Origin of the sequence: Pantoea sp. USMM079 (assembly GCF_037153115.1) — a bacterium.
GTDB classification, from domain to species: Bacteria; Pseudomonadota; Gammaproteobacteria; order Enterobacterales; family Enterobacteriaceae; genus Pantoea; species Pantoea communis.
Genome location: NZ_JBBCKX010000002.1, coordinates 343922 through 362778 on the forward strand (window position 1 = coordinate 343922; position 18857 = coordinate 362778).

An 18857-nucleotide genomic window follows, 5' to 3' on the forward strand; every position below is an offset into this window, starting at 1 on the left:
GCATGAGCAGCCCGCTTATCGAACTCGATCATGTTTCGAAGCGCTATTCCAATGGCTTCGTGGCGCTGGAGAACGTGTCACTGTCGCTGTTTCCCGGTGAGATTCATGCGCTGTTGGGGGAGAACGGAGCGGGCAAATCCACGCTGATGAACATTCTGTACGGCGTGCACGAACCCAGCGCTGGCGGGGTACTGATGGGCGGACGTCAGGTGATTCATCGGCGACCGGCAGATGCCATCGCTAATGGTATTGGTATGGTGCATCAGCACTTCAAGCTGGTAGCACCGTTTAGCGTGGCCGAGAATCTGGCGCTGGTGGCGCGAGGCGCGCAGCGAAAAACGTTACGGCGTCACGCAGAGATTCGCGCCTTTATGCAACGCTATGGCGTGGATCTCGACCCTAACGCGATTGTGGGGCATTTACCGCTGGCATTACAGCAGCGCGTGGAAATCCTCAAGGCGCTGGTGAATGACACGCGCGTGCTTTTGCTGGATGAACCCTCCACCATTCTTACGCCGGTTGAAATCCGCGCACTTTACGCCACGTTGCGCCGCATCAGTGATAGAGGCACGGCGGTGGCGGTGGTGACGCATAACGTCGATGAAGTGCTGGCCCACGCCGATCGCTATACGGTGTTGCGTCGCGGTAAAACCAACGGCAGCGGACTGACGGCGGCGTGCAGCGCAGAACAGTTGGTCGAAAAAATTGTGGGCCGCACTGTCAGCAGCGGCACACGGTTGGGCGCGCAGCGTCTTGCGGGCGGAGAACAGCTGAAGATTCAAGGGGTGAATGTACGCCCGGGCAGCGGCTCGCCGGGTTTGCATGACATTAACCTCAGCTTAGCGGCGCGCGAGGTGGTGGGCGTAGCGGGTGTGGAAGGTAATGGTCAAAGCGAACTGTTTGCGCTACTGGCCGGGGAGTCTGTTCCGGACAGCGGTGAAATTCAACGCAGTGATGCACAGGTAACGCTGGCGCTGGTGCCACAAGACCGTCATCACGAAGGGTTATCCCTCGATCTGCCGGTGTCTCACAATCTGCTCTATCCCGACATTATGCAGGGACACTTTCGCCGCTTCGGGCTACTCGACCACTCAGCGATTGCGCAGCGCGCCCGCGAGATGATCGACCAATCCGATATCCGTACCCATTCACACGCCAGCCCGGCCCGTTCGTTATCGGGCGGTAATCAGCAAAAAATCGTTGTTGCGCGTGCCATGGCACAAGATGCCTCGATCATCGTGGTGTACCAGCCCACGCGCGGGCTGGATTTGGCCGCCGCTGAAGCGGTGCTGATGCGTCTGGCCGATGCTGCGGATGCGGGCACCACGGTGCTGATTATCTCCTCCAACATCGAAGAACTCATTCGCGTTTCAGATCGCATTGTGGTGATGAATGGCGGGCGGATAACAGGCGAAGTCACGGGCGAAGCGATGAATATTGAACGCATCGGCACGCTGATGACATCGGGCCGTAGTCTCTCTTTACAAGGTGCAGGAGAAGTCCATGTCTGAATCATTAAGCGGCTTAACCGAGACCCGCGCCGGATTGCGTCGGGCATTAGCGCAGCTGAGCGCTTCACGTTCGCTGTGGGTCACGTTGAGTGCTTTTATCGGATCGCTGATTATCGGGCTGGCGCTCATCACCGCGCTCGGCGTGCCGATGCAGGGGGCGATGAGCACCGCCTTTGACGGCGCGTTTGGTTCAGTACGCGCGCTGTCCGACACGCTGGTATTTATGACGCCGCGCCTGCTGGTCGCGCTGGGGGCGTTAATCGCCATTCGGGGAGGCATGTTCAACCTCGGCGGTGAAGGGCAACTGCAGATGGGGGCGATTGGCGCCATGCTGCCATTCCTCGCCTTCGGTGACCTGGGGCCCGCGCTGCTTCCCTTCGCCATCCTGAGCGGTGCACTGTGTGGAGCCCTTTGGGGCGCAATTCCGGCACTGCTGAAAGTGTGGCGCGGCGTGGATGAAATTATCGTCACCCTGATGATGAATTTTATCGCCATCTACACGCTGAAATATCTGGTGCAGGGGCCGATGCGTCCGCTGGGTTCCAACTTCAATATGTCCGCGCAAATTCCCGCCGATGGGGTGTTTCAGCCACTGATTGAAGGGGCGCGATTGCACGCCGGCGTCTTCCTCGCACTGCTGATCGCGCTGGCGGTGTGGGTAATGCTCAATCACACCGCGTTTGGTCTCAAGCTGCGGGCCAGCGGACAGAGCCCGCGCTTTGTGAAATTGCAGGGGCAGTCAGCCGTCAAAACCGTGCTCTCAAGCATGGCGATTTCGGGTGCGGTGAGTGGGCTGGCGGGCACTTTTGAAGTCCTCGGCGTGCAGTATCGCCTGATTGATGGCTTCTCCTCCGGGCTGGGCTTCGAAGGACTGGCGGTGTCATTTCTTGCCGGATTACAGCCGATTGGGGCGGTGATCGTCTCCCTCTATTTCGGGGCGATTAACAGTGCGGCGCTGGCGCTGCAAAGCACCTTCTCGATTCCGGCCGCGCTGGCGGATGTGCTCGGCGGCATGCCAATTCTGATTCTGGCGGTGTTAAGTGGCGTGATGTTAGTGAAAGGGAGACCGGTATGGAATTCAACACTGTAACGCTGGCGCTGTTTCTGGCTGGCGGCTTGCGACTGTGTGTCCCGGTGCTGCTGGCGGCATTAGGGGAAACGATCTCTGAGCGCGCCGGTGTGTTCACCATCGGGCTAGAAGGATTAATGCTGTTTGGCGCGGCGAGTTCCGCGCTGGGGCTGATGTGGAGCGGTTCGCCCGTGCTTGCGCTAGGCGTGGGCATGCTCGGCGGATGCGTGGCGGCGCTGCTGCTGGCATTGGGCACGGTGATCGCGCGGGCTAACCAAATCGTGATGGGTATTGGCTTTAACCTGTTTGCCATTGGGGCGACTTCGCTGATGCGTCAGTTGTGGCTCAGCGGTGCACCGCCAGCAGGTTCAATGCGTGCGGTATCGATGCTGAAACTGCCGGGATTGTCCGATCTTCCGGTGGTGGGACGCGCGCTGTTTTCCCAAAGCCCGGTGTTTTATCTGGCGGTGCTGGTGGCGCTGGTGCTGTGGGGCGTGTTGCGCTTCAGCCGTGCTGGCTTGCTGCTGCGTGCCGTCGGGGAAAATGCGCTGGCCGCCGATGCGGCCGGGCACTCGGTGCTGCGTATTCGTTTTAGCGCCACCTTGTTTACCGGTCTGATGGCCGGGCTGGGCGGCGCGTATCTGTGTATCGTCGCGTCCGGTGGCACCTTCGTTGACAACATGACCGCCGGTCGCGGCTATCTGGCCATCGCCATTACCCTCTTTGCGCGCTGGATGCCACTGCGCGTGCTGCTGGTCGCGATGGTGCTGGGCCTGCTCGAAGCCCTGCAGTTCCAGGGGCAATATTTGGGCGTCAACATTGCGCCCTCGCTACTGATGGCGATGCCCTTTGCTGTTGCACTGATCGCCTGGATCATGATGGGCAAGGCAGGTGCGGCACCGGGTGATTTAGGGCGTCCGTTCCTGCGCGGCAACGGGCGCTAGTGCATTTTCAACTAACAGGAGTGACAGATGAATCAGGCAATCAATCCAGAAGGCTGGATTATCGGCAAAACCGCAACGGGTCTTAATCACCTGAACTGGGGTATTAAAGCAGGCAACCACGTGTATGTGGCCGGCATGTTGTCCACCGACCCCATTGATGGTGGCCTGGTGGGGGTGGGCGATATTGAGGTGCAAACACGCCGCGTGCTTGACAGTATCAAAGTGGTGCTGGAATCGGCAGGCAGCAGTATGGATCACGTGGTGATGAACCAGATCTTCCTGCGCAATCTGGAGGATTACCACAGGTTCAATGAGATCTACGTCAGCTATTTCCCGGCGATTTTACCCGCACGGTTCTGCGTCAAGCTGGAGATGGTACGACCGGAGTTTCTGGTTGAGATCGCCACCACGGCAGTGATCCCCGCATAAATGGGCGGCTCCAGGGCCGCACTTCACTGAACAGCACTCACTATTGAGGATGTTTGCATGCAATACCGTTATCTCGGGCGCAGCGGGCTAAAAGTGTCCGAAATTTGCCTCGGTTCCATGATGTTTGGTGGAGCCACCGATGAAGCCATAGCCCAGCGCATTATCGCCGATGCCAATGCCAGCGGGGTCAACTTCATCGACACCGCTGATATGTACAACAAAGGCGAGTCAGAACGCGTGGTGGGTCGAGCCATTGCTGCCGATCGCCATCGTTGGGTGCTGGCGACGAAAGTGGGCAATCCGATGGGCGATGGCCCGAATCAGCGCGGTATGTCACGCAAATGGATTCGCGAGGCGGTGCACGGTTCTCTGACGCGTCTGGGTACCGATTACATTGACGTGCTCTACATGCACAAAGCAGATTTCGCCGCGCCGCTGGAAGAGATGGTACTGGCCTTTGCCGACCTGATCCGTGAAGGGAAGATCGGCTACTTTGCCGTGTCGAATTTCAAAGCCTGGCGTCTGGCGGAAACCGTGCGTCTGGCACGTGAAGCGGGGATTGTCGGGCCAGTTGCCACTCAGCCGCTGTATAACCTCGCGAACCGTGAAGCCGAAGTGGAGATTCTACCTTCAGCCGCCTATTTTGGCGTTGGAACCGTGTGTTACAGCCCGCTGGCACGCGGCATTCTTACCGGAAAATATAGGGTAGGCGAAGCCCCGGACAGCACCAGCCGTGCCGGGCGCGCCGATCCGCGCATGCTGGAAGCCGAATGGCGTCCGGAATCATTGCAGATGGCCAGTGAGTTAGCGACTTATGCCGAACGCACCGGACGCCAACCCGCGCACTTCGCGCAACAATGGGTGATGCGCAATCAGTTGGTGACCAGCACGCTGGTGGGACCGCGTACTTTTGAACAGTGGCGTGAGGGCATTGCCGCGCTGGATTGTCCGTGGTCCGAAGAAGATGAAATGTTCTGCGACCGTCTGGTATCACCGGGTAAAGGCACCAGCCTCGGGCCGGTCGATCCCCATCATCCGATTGAAGGCCGCATCGTCGGTCGATTTGCAGCAGGTGTAGAATGACAGATTCACTTCTGATGCCGGACATCGCCGAGGCCTATCGCGGCGGTATGCGCCAACTGGCGGCGGGCGTCTGCCTGATTACCAGCGCTGATCAACAACAGTCGGGCGGGATGATCGCCACGGCGGTGACGTCGGTCAGCGCTGAACCCCCCACGCTATTGGTATGCGTCAATCGCAATGCTTCGATGTTTGAACTGATTCAGCGTAGCGGCCATTTTTGCGTCAACGTATTGGCGGCTGATGCGCTGGGATTAGTGGATATTTTCAGTAATGCAGCACGCCGCGCTGAACGGTTTGCGACCGGTGAATGGCATCAGGATGCTGAAGGTTCGCCAGTGGCGGCGGATGCACTGGTGGCGTTTAGCTGCAAACGGGTCAATACCGTTGACTGGCATACGCACGCGATATTTCTTGGCGAGGTGACCCACGTGGCGCACCCCAATAGTGATGGGCAACCGCTGTTGTATCACGACCGGGGGTTCCATCAACTCTCTGCGCTGTAACTTAATGAACGGGAGGGCAAGTGCCTCCCGTTATGTTCAGGGCAACATAATCACCACATCAATTTCCAACAGCAATTCCGGTTCGGCGAGCGCAGAGATCTGAAACAGCGTGCTGGCAGGTAACTCAAGTCCTTCAAAGAAGCGCTGGCGTACCGGATGAATATGCGGCACCAGCGCCAGGTCGGTGACATAAGTGGTGGTGCGCACAATCCAGTCACGCTGTGCCCCCAACCCCTCCAGGAGGCGATCGATATTGGCATATACCTGCTCGACCTGCTGCTGCATATCCCCAACGCCGACCACGTTTCCTTCTTCATCCCACGCAACTTGCCCGGTCGGGAATACCGGCGTCCCAGGACGAATTTTGACGTGATTGTAATAGCTGCGCGCCTTCAAACCGGCGGGATTGATAATGCTCATAACGCTCCTTAACCCTGTTTCGTTCGCGAATGTTCTCGCTTCAAGGCTATCACTAGTGCGCGTTGCCGGGTAAAGGTATCCTGGCAACGCCGCATTGCCGCTAAAGCAACACGGCGGCGGTTACAAACGCTTTTGTGACGCGGCATCGAACAGCATCGCACGCGCATAATCCACTTCAACGGCAATCATATCGCCTGCTGCGGCACCGGAACGTTGGGTGGTAAACAGCATCACCTCATGCCCGAATAAGTTGCCGTGGATGAGCTCGGATAAACCGGTGGGTTCGACGAGAGAAACCTCCAGTGGCAGCGCGTGTGGAGAACCTGCTGAAGCCAGTGCGATGTTTTCAGGTCTGATGCCATAAATGACTTCACGACCTTCAGGCTGATTGGCCCATGCCGGGTTAGCGGGCAACAGCGCGCTGTCGCCGATGCGCACGCCATTCGGGGTGACAACGCCATTGATAAAGTTCATGGACGGTGAGCCGATAAAGCTGGCGACAAACTTGTTGGCTGGCGTGTCATACAGTTCCAGTGGTGTGCCGACTTGTTGGATAACTCCGTGGTTCAGCACCACAATCCGGTCGGCCAGCGTCATCGCCTCAACCTGATCATGCGTGACATACACGATAGTGTTGTTCATCTGCTGATGCAGGCGTTTAATCTCGACGCGCATCTTGCCGCGCAGTTGTGCATCCAGATTGGAGAGCGGTTCATCAAACAGAAAGACCTGCGGCTGGCGCACGATCGCGCGTCCCATCGCCACACGCTGGCGCTGGCCGCCGGACAGTTCTTTGGGACGACGATCCAGAAGATGTGAAAGATTAAGGATATCCGCCGCTCGCTTCACTTTCTCCTCAATCTCCGCACGCGGACGTTTCTGGATTTCGAGGCTAAAGCCCATGTTGCGTGCCACCGTCAGGTGCGGGTAGAGCGCATAACTCTGAAACACCATTGAGATATCACGATCTTTCGGGGCGACATCATTCATCAGTCGTTTTCCGATGCGGAGATCGCCGCTGCTCGCCAGTTCCAGACCCGCAATGGTGCGCAGTAAGGTGGATTTGCCACAGCCGGACGGCCCGACCAACACCACGAACTCACCATCGTTAATCGTGAGGTTGATATCGCGCAGGACTTCAACATTGCCGTAGCGTTTGTCGATCTGCGCCAGTGTAATTTCTGCCATGTTTACCCCTTAACCGCGCCAGCGGTCAGACCCTGAACCAGATATCGTTGAATAAAGGCAAAGAACAGACAGGCAGGAATCAGCGCCATTACGGCGGCTGCCATCATTTCACCCCATGAAACGGCAAATTTGGAGACGAAGCTGAGTAAACCCACCGGGAAGGTCATCACTTCGTTTTTGTTGATCAGCATCAGCGAGAACAGCAGTTCGCTCCATGCCGCGGTAAACACGAAGCCGAGCGTTGCCGCCATTCCCGGTAACGTCAGCGGAACCAGTACCCGATACAGCGCCTGAAAACGTGTGCAGCCCTCAAGCATCGCAGACTCTTCCAGATCTTTGGGAATGGCATCAAAGAATGACTGCATCAAAAAGGTGGCAAACGGGACGTTAAAGGCGGTGTAAATCAGCACCAGACCCAGAAGACTGTTGGTCAGGCCGAGCGGGGCCATCACGCGATAAATTGGGGCGATGATCATCACCAAGGGGAACATCTGCGTGAACAACAGCAGCGCCGCCATCACCATCTTGCCGCGAAAGTGAAAACGTGAAAATGCATAGCCGGCACCAGCAGCAAGCAGCGTGGTCAGGAAAGCGGTGCTGAAAGAGACGATCAGACTATTGCTGAAGAAGGTGGGGAAATCACTGTCGGTGAGCACTTTTTGAAAGTGGCCTAAAGTGAAGCCGCCCGGCAACAGTGTCACGCCCTGGCTGAACAGCAGCTGATCCGGTGTGACTGAAATCTTGATGATCCAGTAGAGCGGAAACAGGGCAAACAGCAGGTAGAGGCCAATACTCAGGCGATGGCCAATCATGGGTAACAGTTTCATTTCGCCTCCTTATTTCAACAGTTGATGACGAATGCGCAGCAGAACCAGCGCGTAGCAGGTCATCAGCAGTAACAGAAACACCGCCATTGCCGAGGCATAGCCAAAATCGAGTTTGCGATAGGCGGTGGTGAAGATGTAGCTGGACAAAATCGAGGTGGATCCGGCGGGGCCACCGTCGGTCATCACCACGATCAGATCGGCGAAGTTGGCGATCCAGATGGTACGTAGCATCACGGTGATGGCGATCATCGGTGCCAGGAAGGGCAGCGTGACGCGACAGAATTGTTGCCAGCCGCTGGCACCGTCAATCGAAGCCGCTTCATACAGATCTTTCGGGATGGATTGCAAAGCGGCCAGCAGGGTAATGGCAAAAAACGGAATACCAAACCAGACGTTAGCAATGATCGGTCCCCACATGGCCAACTGAGGATCGGACAAGATATTGTATGGCTCGCTCAGTAACCCGAGATCGCTCAGCCACTGTGGTAACGGGCCGACCACCGGGTTAAGCAGCCAGGACCAGGTCAGGCCGGATAGAAAGGCGGGCACCGCCCAGGGCAGAAACACCAGCGCCTGCACCCAGCGACGAAAACGAAATTCGCGGTTGAGCAACAGCGCTAACGCCAGACCGAAGATAAACTGCAACAGCAGTGAGCTGAGCGTCCAGTTCAGCGTGTGACCGAGTGCTTTAAAAAAGCGCCGATCGTCAAACATTTCGGCAAAGTTATCCCAGCCCACCCACCCGCTATCCATCGGATTGAGCAGATTTATGCTCTGAAACGCGTAGGAAATGCCGATCGCCATCGGCACAAAAATAAACAAGGCGATCAGCAACAGTCCCGGCGAAAGATAAAACCACGGCTCAGCCAGCCGCAGCCAGCGCGTGTAGCGCGGGCGCGGCGAGCGGGTGTCAAGTGAGGTTTCTAACATCATCATTGTTCTCCGCGCGATCGGTGATTACTGCGTGGCGAGCCAGCTTTTCTGCTCTTTGGTCAAATATTTAGCCCAGTCTTTCACCATGTCTTCGGTGTCGTTTTCACCCAGCAGGGTTTCCTGGCTGCTCTCTTTCACAATCACCGAGTTAAAGTAACCCCAGCCTTTCAGGTGTGTCGGCATGGTCAAAGGCACATAGTTCGGATCGTTTAACTCTTTAAACCAGCCGGCAAACTGCGGTGTTTGATAGAAAGGATCCTGCTCTGCACCTTTATAAATCGGCAGGGTGCCAACAAATTTTGCCCATGCGAGGTTGTTGGTCTTATTACTCAGGAAGGTCATGAGTGGCCAGGCGAGATCTTTTTGTTTGCCCTGTTTAAACATCGCCCAGCCGGTATAACCAATGGTAGGGAAAGCTTTACCCGACGGCCCGACAGGCATCGGTGCAACGGCAAAATCATCGGCGGCCATGCTGTTTTTAATCGCAATCAGCGCATCGGGGTCCTGATCGAGCATGGCGCACTTGCCGGAATAGAAACCGGAGACGATTTCGTTAAAGCCCCAGTTCACACTGTCTTTTGGCGCGCCGCCTTGTTTGTACATGTCGACCAGCAACTGCGCCCCTTTGATCGCCCCTGGCTGAGTCAGAGTACTGTTGCCGGATTTATCGAAGAAATCCGGTGAGCCGTTCATTGCCGCCATAAACATCATCCAGGCATTGGTGCCGCCGACGCCGCCGCGCATACAGTAGCCGCTGATGCCGTTACCCAACTGGCTGATGCGTTTAGCATCGCTGGCAAACTCATCCATGGTTTTTGGCGGCTCACTCAATCCGGCCTGCTGGAACAGTTTCTTATTCCAGAACAGGGCGCGCAGGTAGAAGCCGTAAGGGATCATGGTGGCTTTGCCATTGGCGGCACGCGCCATCGCCAGCGTTTTATCGGTTAACTGGGCGGTGCCATCCCAACTTTTGAGACGTGGTTCCAGATCTTCCAGCATGTTGTTGCTGGCATACAGCCCTTGCCAGGTATCTGGCATTTCCACCACATCGGGCACTTGTCCGCTTTGCAACATGGTGCCTAATTTTTCAAACGCCTGACCCCACGGCAGCGAGATCAGCTCAATTTCCGTGCCGGGATGCTGGGTTTTGTATTCGGTCAGCATCTTCTGCAACAGTTCAGTGCGGGGCGGGCTGGTAATCACTTCCACCACGGTTAATTTTGCCGCCATACTGCTGAGTGCTGAACCCAATCCAATGGCTAAAACCAGTGCGTTAATCGCAAAACGAGTCGTCATTGCAGCTTCTCCTGGGAGTGAGTGATTATGCGCGGGTTGCGGTAGCCAGCGCCTGTTGCAGGTCGTTCCAGAGGTCTTCGGTCTCTTCCAGACCAATCGAGATGCGGATCAAACGTGGCGAGACGCCGAAATCAACGGCTGAGTTAAATTCGCTGGCTTGATTGATGACTGAGATGGCGGGCATCACCAGACTTTCGAATCCACCCCAACTCACCCCCATATGGAAATAGTGCAAGGCGTTGCAGAAGGCGGGGATATCGATTTGTTCGGTCACTTCAAACGCAAACAGACCACTGTAGCCGCGCAGCGATGACCAGGATTTGGGGGACAAACCGGGATGGCACACTGCCGTAACCTGTGGATGAGCACTCAACTTTTGCGCCAGTTCCATGCCGCTTTGGTGATGCTGCTTCATGCGCAAGGGGAGCGTGCGCAGACCACGTATCAGCAATGAGGCTTCATGCGCCGATAGCTTGCCGCCGAGGAAGGGGCTGATGTGGCGTGCGATATTGCCGATGTGCTGTTGACTGGCAATGACCAGGCCGGCCACCACATCACTGTGCCCGCTGATGTATTTCGATGCCGAGTGCACCACGATGTCGATCCCACACAGTAACGGCTGCTGGAAAATCGGCGACGCCCAGCTGTTATCGATAATGGTGACCGCACCAGCATCACGCGCCAGCGTGGCCAGTTTATTCAGGTCCAACTCGCTCATCACCCAACTCACCGGACTTTCCAGGTAGAGCAGGCTGGCACCCGGCAGCGCGGCACGAATTGCCTCTTCATCATCACCATCGACGAACTCGGTGGTGATACCAAAACGCTGGCAGAAGCCACGCAGGAAGCGATACGTATCGGGATAGACGTGATTAACACACACCACTTTTGCGCCGGGTTGCAGCACGCTGAGAATGGCATTGCTGATGGCGGCCATGCCGCTGCCGAACGCCAGGCAAGCCTCGCCCCCTTCCAGTGCGGCAACTTTCTCCTGCAGCGCTCGGACCGTGGGATTATCGACGCGCGAATAGAGCGGTTGATCGCTTTCGCCACGGAAGCGGGCAATCATGCTGTCGTAATCGCTGAAGGTGAACAGTGACGATTGGTAGATCGGCGGGGTGACCGCGCCTTTTTCATGGCGTAAATCATGGGACAAAAGTGTTTGTTGCGAGACCGGTTTATCGTTTGGCATTGATGACATCCTTCATGTCGCGTTCAGTGATATCGAGAATTTGATGGCAAATGGCGCGCGCGGCTTCACCATCCCGCTGGCAAATGGCATTGAAGAGATCGCGGTGTAACGGGAAGGAGTCGGCAAACAGTGCCTGCTCCGGTGGCGATTCAAAAAAGGCGTGCATGCTGTCGTAGATGCCGTTGAGCATTTGCAGCAGAAGGGGGTTGCCTGAAGCGCGATAAATGCTGGTGTGAAACGCCCAGTCTTCGGCACCGGCTGAGCCGACCGCCAGATGCACGCGCTCCATTTCAATCAATCGCTGTTCGATTTCCAGCAGGTCTTCGGCGCTTGCACGCTGTGCAGCGAGCACACAGGATTCTGATTCGATAATGCGACGGACCTCCAGCGCGTGCAGCATATTGGCGGAGTCATTTTTGAATCGCAGCGAGAGAAAGCTGTCGTTGATGCCGACATCTGCCTGCAAAAACGTGCCGCTGCCTTTCTTACGCAGAATGATGCCCAGTGCTTCCCAGCGTTTTAACGCCTCACGCACGGTGTTGCGGCTCACCCCGAGTTTCTCCGCCAGTTCGCGTTCAGGCGGTAAGCGACTCCCCGGCTGCGCGCCGGATTGCGCCATAAAACGCGTGAGTGCATCAAGAATCAGCGTGTCACTGCGCGGTGTGGCTATCGGTTGAAGCTCAAAAGGGGATTGCATAGCGCTGCCTTAATTGGTCCAACATCTCTACCAATTTCATAGCAAGGCGCGTGCCATTATTTTTATGCCTGATTTAATTGACGTTTCTGGGCAGTAATAAGCAGAAGATCTGAGTTTTACTGGTGCAAGGCGAAAAAAATGCACCGGGATGTCACAGCAAGGATATAAAAAAGGCGCGAATTAACGCGCCATTTATAAATGCGGAAATAAATTAGCTGGCATCAAAAATCACATACAGTTTACGCATCGTGTTTTCAATTACCCAGGTCCCTTCAGTATTGGCTTCGAAGAAAAAGGAATCACCCGGTTTAAAATTTAGGGTTGCTTCGCCATCAGGAGTAAATGAACCTGTGCCGTTAAGAAAATGCATGATTTCAGCCTGTTTCACTGAGCGACGATAGGAACCTGCTGCGCATTCAAATATACCTGTATCGATATCTTCTTTGCCGGGAATCACTTTCTGGATACCGGAAAGCGCAATAGTGCCGCTGCCCGGTAAGCCTTCCACGCTGCCCCAGGGTTCCATTGTTTCAATTAACGCCGGCTGTTCAATTTTTTGCACTTTCATCAGTTCTTTTTCCTGTAAGCAGTGACAAATAGCACTCACCACAATGGCAAAGTGCATTGGGGAAAAACTCAATTCAGATTAAGCGATTGCAGTAAAACCTGAGGGGACTTATTGCCGTGCGAATAACATATTTGAATGATTATTCGCACGGCTTTGGCAGAAACTTTTGTTTCCTCACCATGCTTCACGCTGCAAGTGGGGGGCGGCGTCCATTCACCCCCGATCAGTCATCTGAGTCGGTTCCAGGCGACGCCTGCCTGCACTTTGAAAGGGGGTGAGAGCGCCGCCTAACTCAGCGTTTGGCAGCATGAGCATGGCTGCGCCACGGTATTACCCAGAACACGGCGCAGGAAATCTTGCGTGCGCGCTTCTTGCGGTCGTAAAAGGAGGTTGTCAGCGGGACCTTGTTCTACAATCTGTCCACTGTGCAGGAAGCAGACGCGATCGGCCACTTCACGCGCGAACTGCATCTCATGGGTGACCACGATCATGGTCATCCCTTCACGGGCGAGATTGCGCATGACCTGCAGCACTTCACCCACTAATTCGGGATCAAGCGCGGAGGTGGGCTCATCAAATAAGATCGCTTTGGGCTGAAGGGCCAGCGTGCGGGCAATCGCCACGCGCTGTTGCTGTCCGCCAGATAACTGGGCTGGCCATGCGTTGATTTTCTCAGCCAGACCTACCATTGCCAGTAAGTCTTTGGCGCGCTTTTCCGCCACGTTGCGAGGTTCACCGTTGACGTGAATCGGACCCTCCATCACGTTTTCCAGCACGCTGCGATGCGGGAAAAGGTTGAAACGCTGAAACACCATGCCAATCTGACGCCGCAGGTCGTTAATGCTCTTGTGCTTGTTGTTGACGCGCTGGCCCAGTACGGTGATATCGCCGCCTTCATAGGTTTCAAGGCCGTTGATGCAGCGCAGTATGGTTGATTTACCTGAACCCGAAGGGCCAATCAGGCAAACCACTTCACCTTCGCTGACCTTGAAACTCACGCCTTTCAGCACCTCAATGGGGCCGAATTTTTTGTGTACCTCATGAATTTCAATCATCTTAAGCCCCTTTCATCTGACGTTTTTCCAGCTTCTTGGTGAGTGCCAGCAGCGGCAGGCAAAGCACCAGATACAGCAGTGCCACCAGCGTGTACACCGTGGTGTTATCGAAGGTTGAGGCAGCAATCAGCTGGCCCTGACGTGTCATTTCCGTCACCGCAATGGTCGAGGCTAGCGCAGAGTCCTTGAGCATCATCACGAGCGTATTGCTGAACGGGGGTAAGGCAACATGGAAAGCCTGAGGCAGCACCACGCGGCGCATGGCTTTGCCATAACTCATGCCCATTGATCGCGCGGCTTCAAGCTGCCCGCGATCAACCGATTCAATGCCGGAACGAAATATTTCTGCGATGTAAGTGGAAAAGCAAAAGGCGATACCAATAACACTGGCCTGAAACGAGGTGAGGGTGATGCCAATATCCGGGAAGACAAAGTAGATATAAAACAGCACCACAATCATCGGCAGACCACGCGTGATATTAATGATGGTGGCGATCGGCCATGAAATGATTTTCCACGGACACATTTTGGCTGCGGCAAAAATCAACCCTAATGGCGTACTGATTATCAGAGACAAAAGGGTGATATAGATCGTCATTTCAGCCCCTTTCAATAAAAAGGGCAGATACTGGTGGATGCTGCTCCAGTCCATTTTGTTCTCCTGGCTTGTAGTGTCACCCTAAAATCAGGCGATAAATTCATTATAATGAATATCGTTGATAGCAAATCGCTGTCAATCTTTACTCTCATGACAGAGATAGCATTTACTTATTACGCTCATACGAACAAGCTATAGGTGTGATATTTAGTGAAATCAAAGGCTTTATTGTTAATTTGTGAGTTGGCGCATTTTCATTAAATAAATCGTTGACAGCAGGTGTGCAATTTTCATTATAGTGAAAAAGAGCATTATCCCTTTCATTGCACCCAGGAGTGAGCCATGTCTGCCATTCGTTCCCCGTTGATGATCCTCGGCCTTACGGCTGCGTTGAGTTTCAATGCCAGTGCAGCGGTGTTAACCGCGGGTTCACCGCCATCGAGTGCACCCACTACCTTTCTCAATACCCAAACGGGCAAGATTGAGGGTTTTATGCCGGATGTGGCCGCAGAAGTGGCTAAACGTGAGCATTTGGACATCCAATACAGCGCAATCCCTTTTTCCACGCTGATACAATCTGTTATTGCCGGAAAGATTGACATGATAGTGGCGGGAATGACACCGACTGAAGAGCGTGCGAAACGTATTACGTTCTCTCAGCCGGTGACGGCTTTTGGCGCGGGATTGATCGTGCGGGATGACAATAAAAAAGCGTATAACTCCTGGCAGGATCTTAAGGGTGAAGTGGTAGGCACCATGGCCGGTACCGATTATACCCAAAGCCTGATGGCCAGCGGTATTGCGAAAGAAGTGAAGGTCTACGACAGCCCTGCGGATATGACGCGAGATTTGTCACTGGGTCGCGTGGCGGCCGGATTAAATGACTATCCGATATTAAAAGCGCAGGAAAAAGCCGGTGGACTAAAAGGCATGCATGTAGTGGACGGTTATAAACCGGAGCATGTTTCCCCCATGGCGTTTGGCGTGAAGAAAGGCAACGATGCGTTAATGGCGCAGATCAATAGCGCGTTAACCAGCATGAAAGAGGATGGCACGTTGCAGACGATTAAAACCAAATGGGGCATGCCCTGATTGATAACACCCTTAAGCTCAGCTCACAGGGATGCGAATGGAATTCAGCCGATGAAAAAAGAACCGATCATCAAAGGGGAGTCAGGCGCGCAGGAAGCGGATATCGGCTCCCGCGTAAAACGGGTGCGCAAGGCGCGGAATATGACCATTACTGAACTGGCGCTGCTGGCAAATGTCTCCGCTGGCGCGATCAGTCAGATCGAACGCAATCTGACGAATCCGACAGTGCGTGTGCTGGAACAACTGCGTCTGGTCTTAAAAGTCCCCCTTTCGGCCTTTCTGGAAGAGGCCGAAGCTCACACTCGTGGTGCTGAGCATTATGTCCGGCGCGCAGCGGAACGCCCGCACTTTAACGTGGGTAAACAGGGCATTTCAAAACAGATGCTTTCCCCCTCGGGCGACCATGATTTGCAGTTCATGTTCATCAATATCCCGGCTGGCGTGCAGTCCGCTGAGATGTTAATGGGGAAGGGGGAAAAAGCAGGCTTAGTGATGGCGGGTGAACTGACGCTGGAGATTGACGGTGACACCGTGCTTTTGACACCCGGTGACAGTTTTCAATTTCAGAGCCATCTCCCGCACAACATTTTTAACCCGACGTCCAGTGACGCCACTGTGTTGTGGATCATGCATATTTCCTCTGAGCAACATTTATAAAGGTCAGGATTGAACATCATGCGCATCAACGTGAATACCGTAGCAGACAGTGAAACTTTCCCCAGCGCGGTGGATGTCATCGTCATCGGCGGCGGGATTATTGGTACTTCCGTCAGTTATGAACTGGCAAAGCAGGGCGTTTCCGTGGCGCTGTTTGAAAAGGGCGTGATTGGCGGTGAGCAGTCGGGACGCAACTGGGGCTGGGTCCGCCAGCAGAATCGCGATCTGTATGAGCTGCCGATGGCGATACGCAGTTTGCAGCGTTGGGAAGCGTTGAGCGGCGAAATCGGACTCGATCTTGGCTTTAGCCGCCAGGGAATCACCTACGGCACGCTGAGTGAAGCGGATGTGGCGCGCTGGGAAGCCTGGGGCAAGCAGGCGAAACAAATCGGCTTTGTTAGCCACTTATTGACGGGCAAAGAGACGCGCGAGCGCATTGGTGAACAGGCCCAATGGGTGGGCGGCGTGTGGTCACCGAGCGATGCGCGTGCTGAACCCTCCATGGCCGCACCGGCCATCGCCACGGGTGCTAAAAATCTGGGTGCTTCAGTACATCAAAACTGCGCGGTGCGTGGATTGGATATCAGTGGCGGGCGCGTCACCGGTGTGTGGACCGAACGCGGCTTAGTGAAAGCGAACCGGGTGATCTGCTGTGGCGGTGCCTGGAGTTCACGTTTCTGCAAACAGTATGGTGTTGAACTGCCGAGCGCCAATATCTTGGGTACGGCGTTTAAAACCACGGTGGCGCCGGAAGTGATTAAAGGGTGTCTGAGCATCGGCGGATTATGCATTCGCCGTCGTCAGGATGGCAGTTACACCGTGGCACTCTCCGGTCGTGGGCAGATCGACCTGGCTCCGCAAAATATCCGCTATGCCACCAAGTTTTATCCGATGTATCGCAGCAAAATTGCCAAAAAACTCAAAGTGCGCATTAACGGCTCTTTCTTTAATGGTCCGGAAGCCGCGGGTTCCTGGTCGAATCAGAGCTTATCGCCATTTGAAAAGATCCGTGTGCTCGATCCCGCCGGCGATCCGTCGATTGTACAGGAAGCGATGCAACTGCTGGTTCAGTTTTACCCGGAACTTGCCGGGATCAAAGTGGATCATGCCTGGGGGGGCTGGATCGACACCACGCCTGATCTGGTACCGGTGATTGATGAGATGGATAATGTGCCGGGCCTGTTTATTGCCTCTGGCTTCAGCGGCCACGGTTTCGGCATCGGTCCAGGTGCGGGCTTATTGTGTGCGCAGATGGTGAATAACCAGCCGTTGTTTACGGATGCTGAACCTTACAGTCTGGCGCGCTTTGCCAAAGGTAATGCGATTCGCGAACCGCAGATGATGTAAAAGCCTGCCAGGTACTGACCGATCGTGGCATCGTTAAAAGTGAAAGGCGGCCTTCAGGCCGCCTGAGCATCGCTGGTGGGTGATAACCTAAACATCCAGTCGATGAATGACATTCACAAACTCATGCACACCACTGTTTATTTCTCGCAGGCTGCGTGACAGCACGCTGATTTTATCCTGCTCGGTCACCACGAACTGTTTCACTTCGCCTAACTGTTGCTCCATCTGATGAATCAGCATGGCGTTGTGCTCCACGACTTGAGTGATCTTTTTGGTTGCGCTGGAGGTGGAAGCCGCCAGACGCCGCACTTCATCCGCTACCACACTAAATCCACGCCCCGCTTCACCCGCGCGCGCGGCTTCAATTGCGGCATTTAACGCCAGGATATTGGTTTGTGAAGCTATCAGGTTGATGGTTTCCACCACTTCGTTGATGCTTTTCGCCGAGGCATTTAACTGGGTGCCAATATCGGTGGCGGCATTGACCTGCACTGCCACCAGACCGGAGTTGCGGATGGTTTCATCCAGCACTTCGTTGGCGTTATCCGTTATTTGCGAAGTTTGTTCTGAGGTGGTGAGGGCAATATCAGCGACCCGTTTTGCCGCTTCAACCCGCGTGGTGATATCGGAAGCAATTTTGATCACCTTGTACACTTTGCCGTCGGCATCAAACACCGGATTGTAGCTCGCCTCCAGCCAGATACGTTCGCCTGCGGCGGTCTTCCGCTCAAAGCGCCCGACAAAGTGTTGTCCCTTAGCGATTTTGCGCCAGAACTCGGGATTTTCCCGATAAAAGTTATCGAAACAGAACAAGCGATGATGCTGACCGACAATCGTTTTGAGCTCGTAACCCATGTGTGTCAGGAAATTCGCGTTGGCTGTCAAAATATGACCATCGGGCGTGAATTCAATGACGGCCATAGAGCGGTCGAGGGCGGTGATCACTGCCTCTTTATGCTCGAGTTCTTCATGTCGGGCAGTGATATCACTGGCGACTTTAATCACCTTATAGACTTTGCCCTTATCATCGCTCACCGGGAAATACGTTGCGCTCAGGTAGAAACGTTGGCGTTGTTTATTAAAGCGCTCAAAGATTCCAGTGACGGATTCGCCGGAAGCCAGCGTCTGCCAAAAAGCAAAGTACTCTGATGACTGGCTGTAAGTCGGGCTGCAGAAAATGCGGTGATGTTGTCCCTGAATCTCATGCAGACTGTAGCCGGTGACTTCCAGAAAGAGCGGGTTGGCACTGAGGATTTCCCCGCTGGGCGAAAACTCAATCCATGCCACATGTTGTTTGATTGCATTGATATCTTTGAGTACATCGCCACTTTTATAAAATGGCAGAGAAAGGCTGGATTTCTTCACCCCAAACATGTGTGACCTCAGGCGATATTATGTCATTGAACATAATGCGTGCAGCTTCTTGCCGCTCCGCTGAATTTCCACAG

General features: G+C 54.8%; 20 protein-coding genes. 9 read left to right on the plus strand and 11 right to left on the minus strand.

Features of this window, described 5'->3' with window-relative positions; all coding sequences use genetic code 11:
- Window positions 1-2: 2 nt before the first annotated feature.
- Genes WFP70_RS06140 through WFP70_RS06165 form a run of 6 tightly spaced genes read left to right on the plus strand, consistent with a single transcriptional unit; the run spans window position 3 to window position 5539 of the window.
- Window positions 3-1511: an ABC transporter ATP-binding protein gene (locus WFP70_RS06140; RefSeq protein WP_337022965.1), complete on the plus strand. Its 1509-nt coding sequence runs from the start codon at window positions 3-5 to the stop codon at window positions 1509-1511.
- Entirely contained in the window at window positions 1504-2601 is a 1098-nt protein-coding gene (locus WFP70_RS06145; RefSeq protein ID WP_337022966.1) for an ABC transporter permease, read from the plus strand. Before WFP70_RS06140 ends, WFP70_RS06145 begins: the two co-directional genes overlap by 8 nt.
- Complete coding sequence (locus tag WFP70_RS06150; RefSeq protein ID WP_337022967.1) at window positions 2583-3524, plus strand: ABC transporter permease; 942 nt, start codon at window positions 2583-2585, stop codon at window positions 3522-3524. The genes WFP70_RS06145 and WFP70_RS06150 overlap by 19 nt, the downstream gene beginning before the upstream one ends.
- A 27-nt stretch (window positions 3525-3551) precedes the next feature.
- Window positions 3552-3953: a RidA family protein gene (locus WFP70_RS06155; RefSeq protein ID WP_337022968.1), complete on the plus strand. Its 402-nt coding sequence runs from the start codon at window positions 3552-3554 to the stop codon at window positions 3951-3953.
- 57 nt (window positions 3954-4010) lie between these two features.
- Window positions 4011-5036 carry an aldo/keto reductase gene (locus WFP70_RS06160; RefSeq protein WP_337022969.1) on the plus strand — a complete coding sequence of 342 codons (1026 nt, stop codon included), beginning with the start codon at window positions 4011-4013 and terminating at the stop codon, window positions 5034-5036.
- Window positions 5033-5539 (plus strand): flavin reductase family protein, encoded by a 507-nt coding sequence (locus WFP70_RS06165; RefSeq protein WP_337022970.1) that lies wholly within the window; start codon window positions 5033-5035, stop codon window positions 5537-5539. The genes WFP70_RS06160 and WFP70_RS06165 overlap by 4 nt, the downstream gene beginning before the upstream one ends.
- A 36-nt stretch (window positions 5540-5575) precedes the next feature.
- Here the strand turns inward: WFP70_RS06165 and WFP70_RS06170 are convergent, their stop codons facing one another.
- The 10 genes from WFP70_RS06170 to WFP70_RS06215 all read right to left on the minus strand — a co-directional run bounded on the left by WFP70_RS06170 (window position 5576) and on the right by WFP70_RS06215 (window position 14367).
- Window positions 5576-5959 (minus strand): RidA family protein, encoded by a 384-nt coding sequence (locus WFP70_RS06170; RefSeq protein ID WP_058961064.1) that lies wholly within the window; start codon window positions 5957-5959, stop codon window positions 5576-5578.
- A gap of 120 nt (window positions 5960-6079) precedes the next feature.
- Window positions 6080-7147: an ABC transporter ATP-binding protein gene (locus WFP70_RS06175; RefSeq protein WP_182058310.1), complete on the minus strand. Its 1068-nt coding sequence runs from the start codon at window positions 7145-7147 to the stop codon at window positions 6080-6082.
- A gap of 2 nt (window positions 7148-7149) precedes the next feature.
- A complete protein-coding gene (locus WFP70_RS06180; protein ID WP_337022971.1) occupies window positions 7150-7974 on the minus strand; it encodes a carbohydrate ABC transporter permease in 825 nt (274 codons plus the stop codon).
- A gap of 9 nt (window positions 7975-7983) precedes the next feature.
- Window positions 7984-8910, minus strand: coding sequence for a carbohydrate ABC transporter permease (locus WFP70_RS06185; protein WP_337022972.1), 927 nt, complete (start codon window positions 8908-8910; stop codon window positions 7984-7986).
- A gap of 21 nt (window positions 8911-8931) precedes the next feature.
- Window positions 8932-10203: an ABC transporter substrate-binding protein gene (locus tag WFP70_RS06190; protein WP_337022973.1), complete on the minus strand. Its 1272-nt coding sequence runs from the start codon at window positions 10201-10203 to the stop codon at window positions 8932-8934.
- A gap of 25 nt (window positions 10204-10228) precedes the next feature.
- Complete coding sequence (locus WFP70_RS06195; protein ID WP_160867659.1) at window positions 10229-11395, minus strand: PLP-dependent transferase; 1167 nt, start codon at window positions 11393-11395, stop codon at window positions 10229-10231.
- On the minus strand, window positions 11382-12092 hold the full coding sequence (locus WFP70_RS06200) for a FadR/GntR family transcriptional regulator (protein ID WP_337022974.1): 711 nt from the start codon (window positions 12090-12092) through the stop codon (window positions 11382-11384). The genes WFP70_RS06195 and WFP70_RS06200 overlap by 14 nt, the downstream gene beginning before the upstream one ends.
- Before the next feature lie 211 nt (window positions 12093-12303).
- Window positions 12304-12660, minus strand: a complete 357-nt coding sequence (locus tag WFP70_RS06205; RefSeq protein ID WP_045815471.1) for a cupin domain-containing protein — start codon at window positions 12658-12660, stop codon at window positions 12304-12306.
- 287 nt (window positions 12661-12947) lie between these two features.
- A complete protein-coding gene (locus tag WFP70_RS06210) occupies window positions 12948-13715 on the minus strand; it encodes an amino acid ABC transporter ATP-binding protein (protein WP_337022975.1) in 768 nt (255 codons plus the stop codon).
- A 1-nt stretch (window position 13716) separates the two neighbouring features.
- Window positions 13717-14367, minus strand: a complete 651-nt coding sequence (locus tag WFP70_RS06215) for an amino acid ABC transporter permease (RefSeq protein WP_058961056.1) — start codon at window positions 14365-14367, stop codon at window positions 13717-13719.
- A gap of 288 nt (window positions 14368-14655) precedes the next feature.
- Here WFP70_RS06215 and WFP70_RS06220 point away from each other — a divergent pair, with 288 nt between their 5' ends.
- The 3 genes from WFP70_RS06220 to WFP70_RS06230 are packed head-to-tail and all read left to right on the plus strand — an operon-like array spanning window position 14656 to window position 17409.
- The gene (locus WFP70_RS06220; protein WP_045833160.1) at window positions 14656-15405 is read left to right on the plus strand and encodes an ABC transporter substrate-binding protein; all 750 of its coding nucleotides are present in this window, start codon (window positions 14656-14658) and stop codon (window positions 15403-15405) included.
- A gap of 51 nt (window positions 15406-15456) precedes the next feature.
- The gene (locus tag WFP70_RS06225) at window positions 15457-16062 is read left to right on the plus strand and encodes a cupin domain-containing protein (RefSeq protein WP_160867656.1); all 606 of its coding nucleotides are present in this window, start codon (window positions 15457-15459) and stop codon (window positions 16060-16062) included.
- A gap of 18 nt (window positions 16063-16080) precedes the next feature.
- Window positions 16081-17409 carry an NAD(P)/FAD-dependent oxidoreductase gene (locus WFP70_RS06230; RefSeq protein ID WP_337022976.1) on the plus strand — a complete coding sequence of 443 codons (1329 nt, stop codon included), beginning with the start codon at window positions 16081-16083 and terminating at the stop codon, window positions 17407-17409.
- Between the two features lie 87 nt (window positions 17410-17496).
- On the opposite strand, the gene WFP70_RS06235 is transcribed toward WFP70_RS06230, so the two are convergent.
- Window positions 17497-18783, minus strand: coding sequence for a methyl-accepting chemotaxis protein (locus tag WFP70_RS06235; RefSeq protein ID WP_337022977.1), 1287 nt, complete (start codon window positions 18781-18783; stop codon window positions 17497-17499).
- Window positions 18784-18857: the final 74 nt, after the last annotated feature.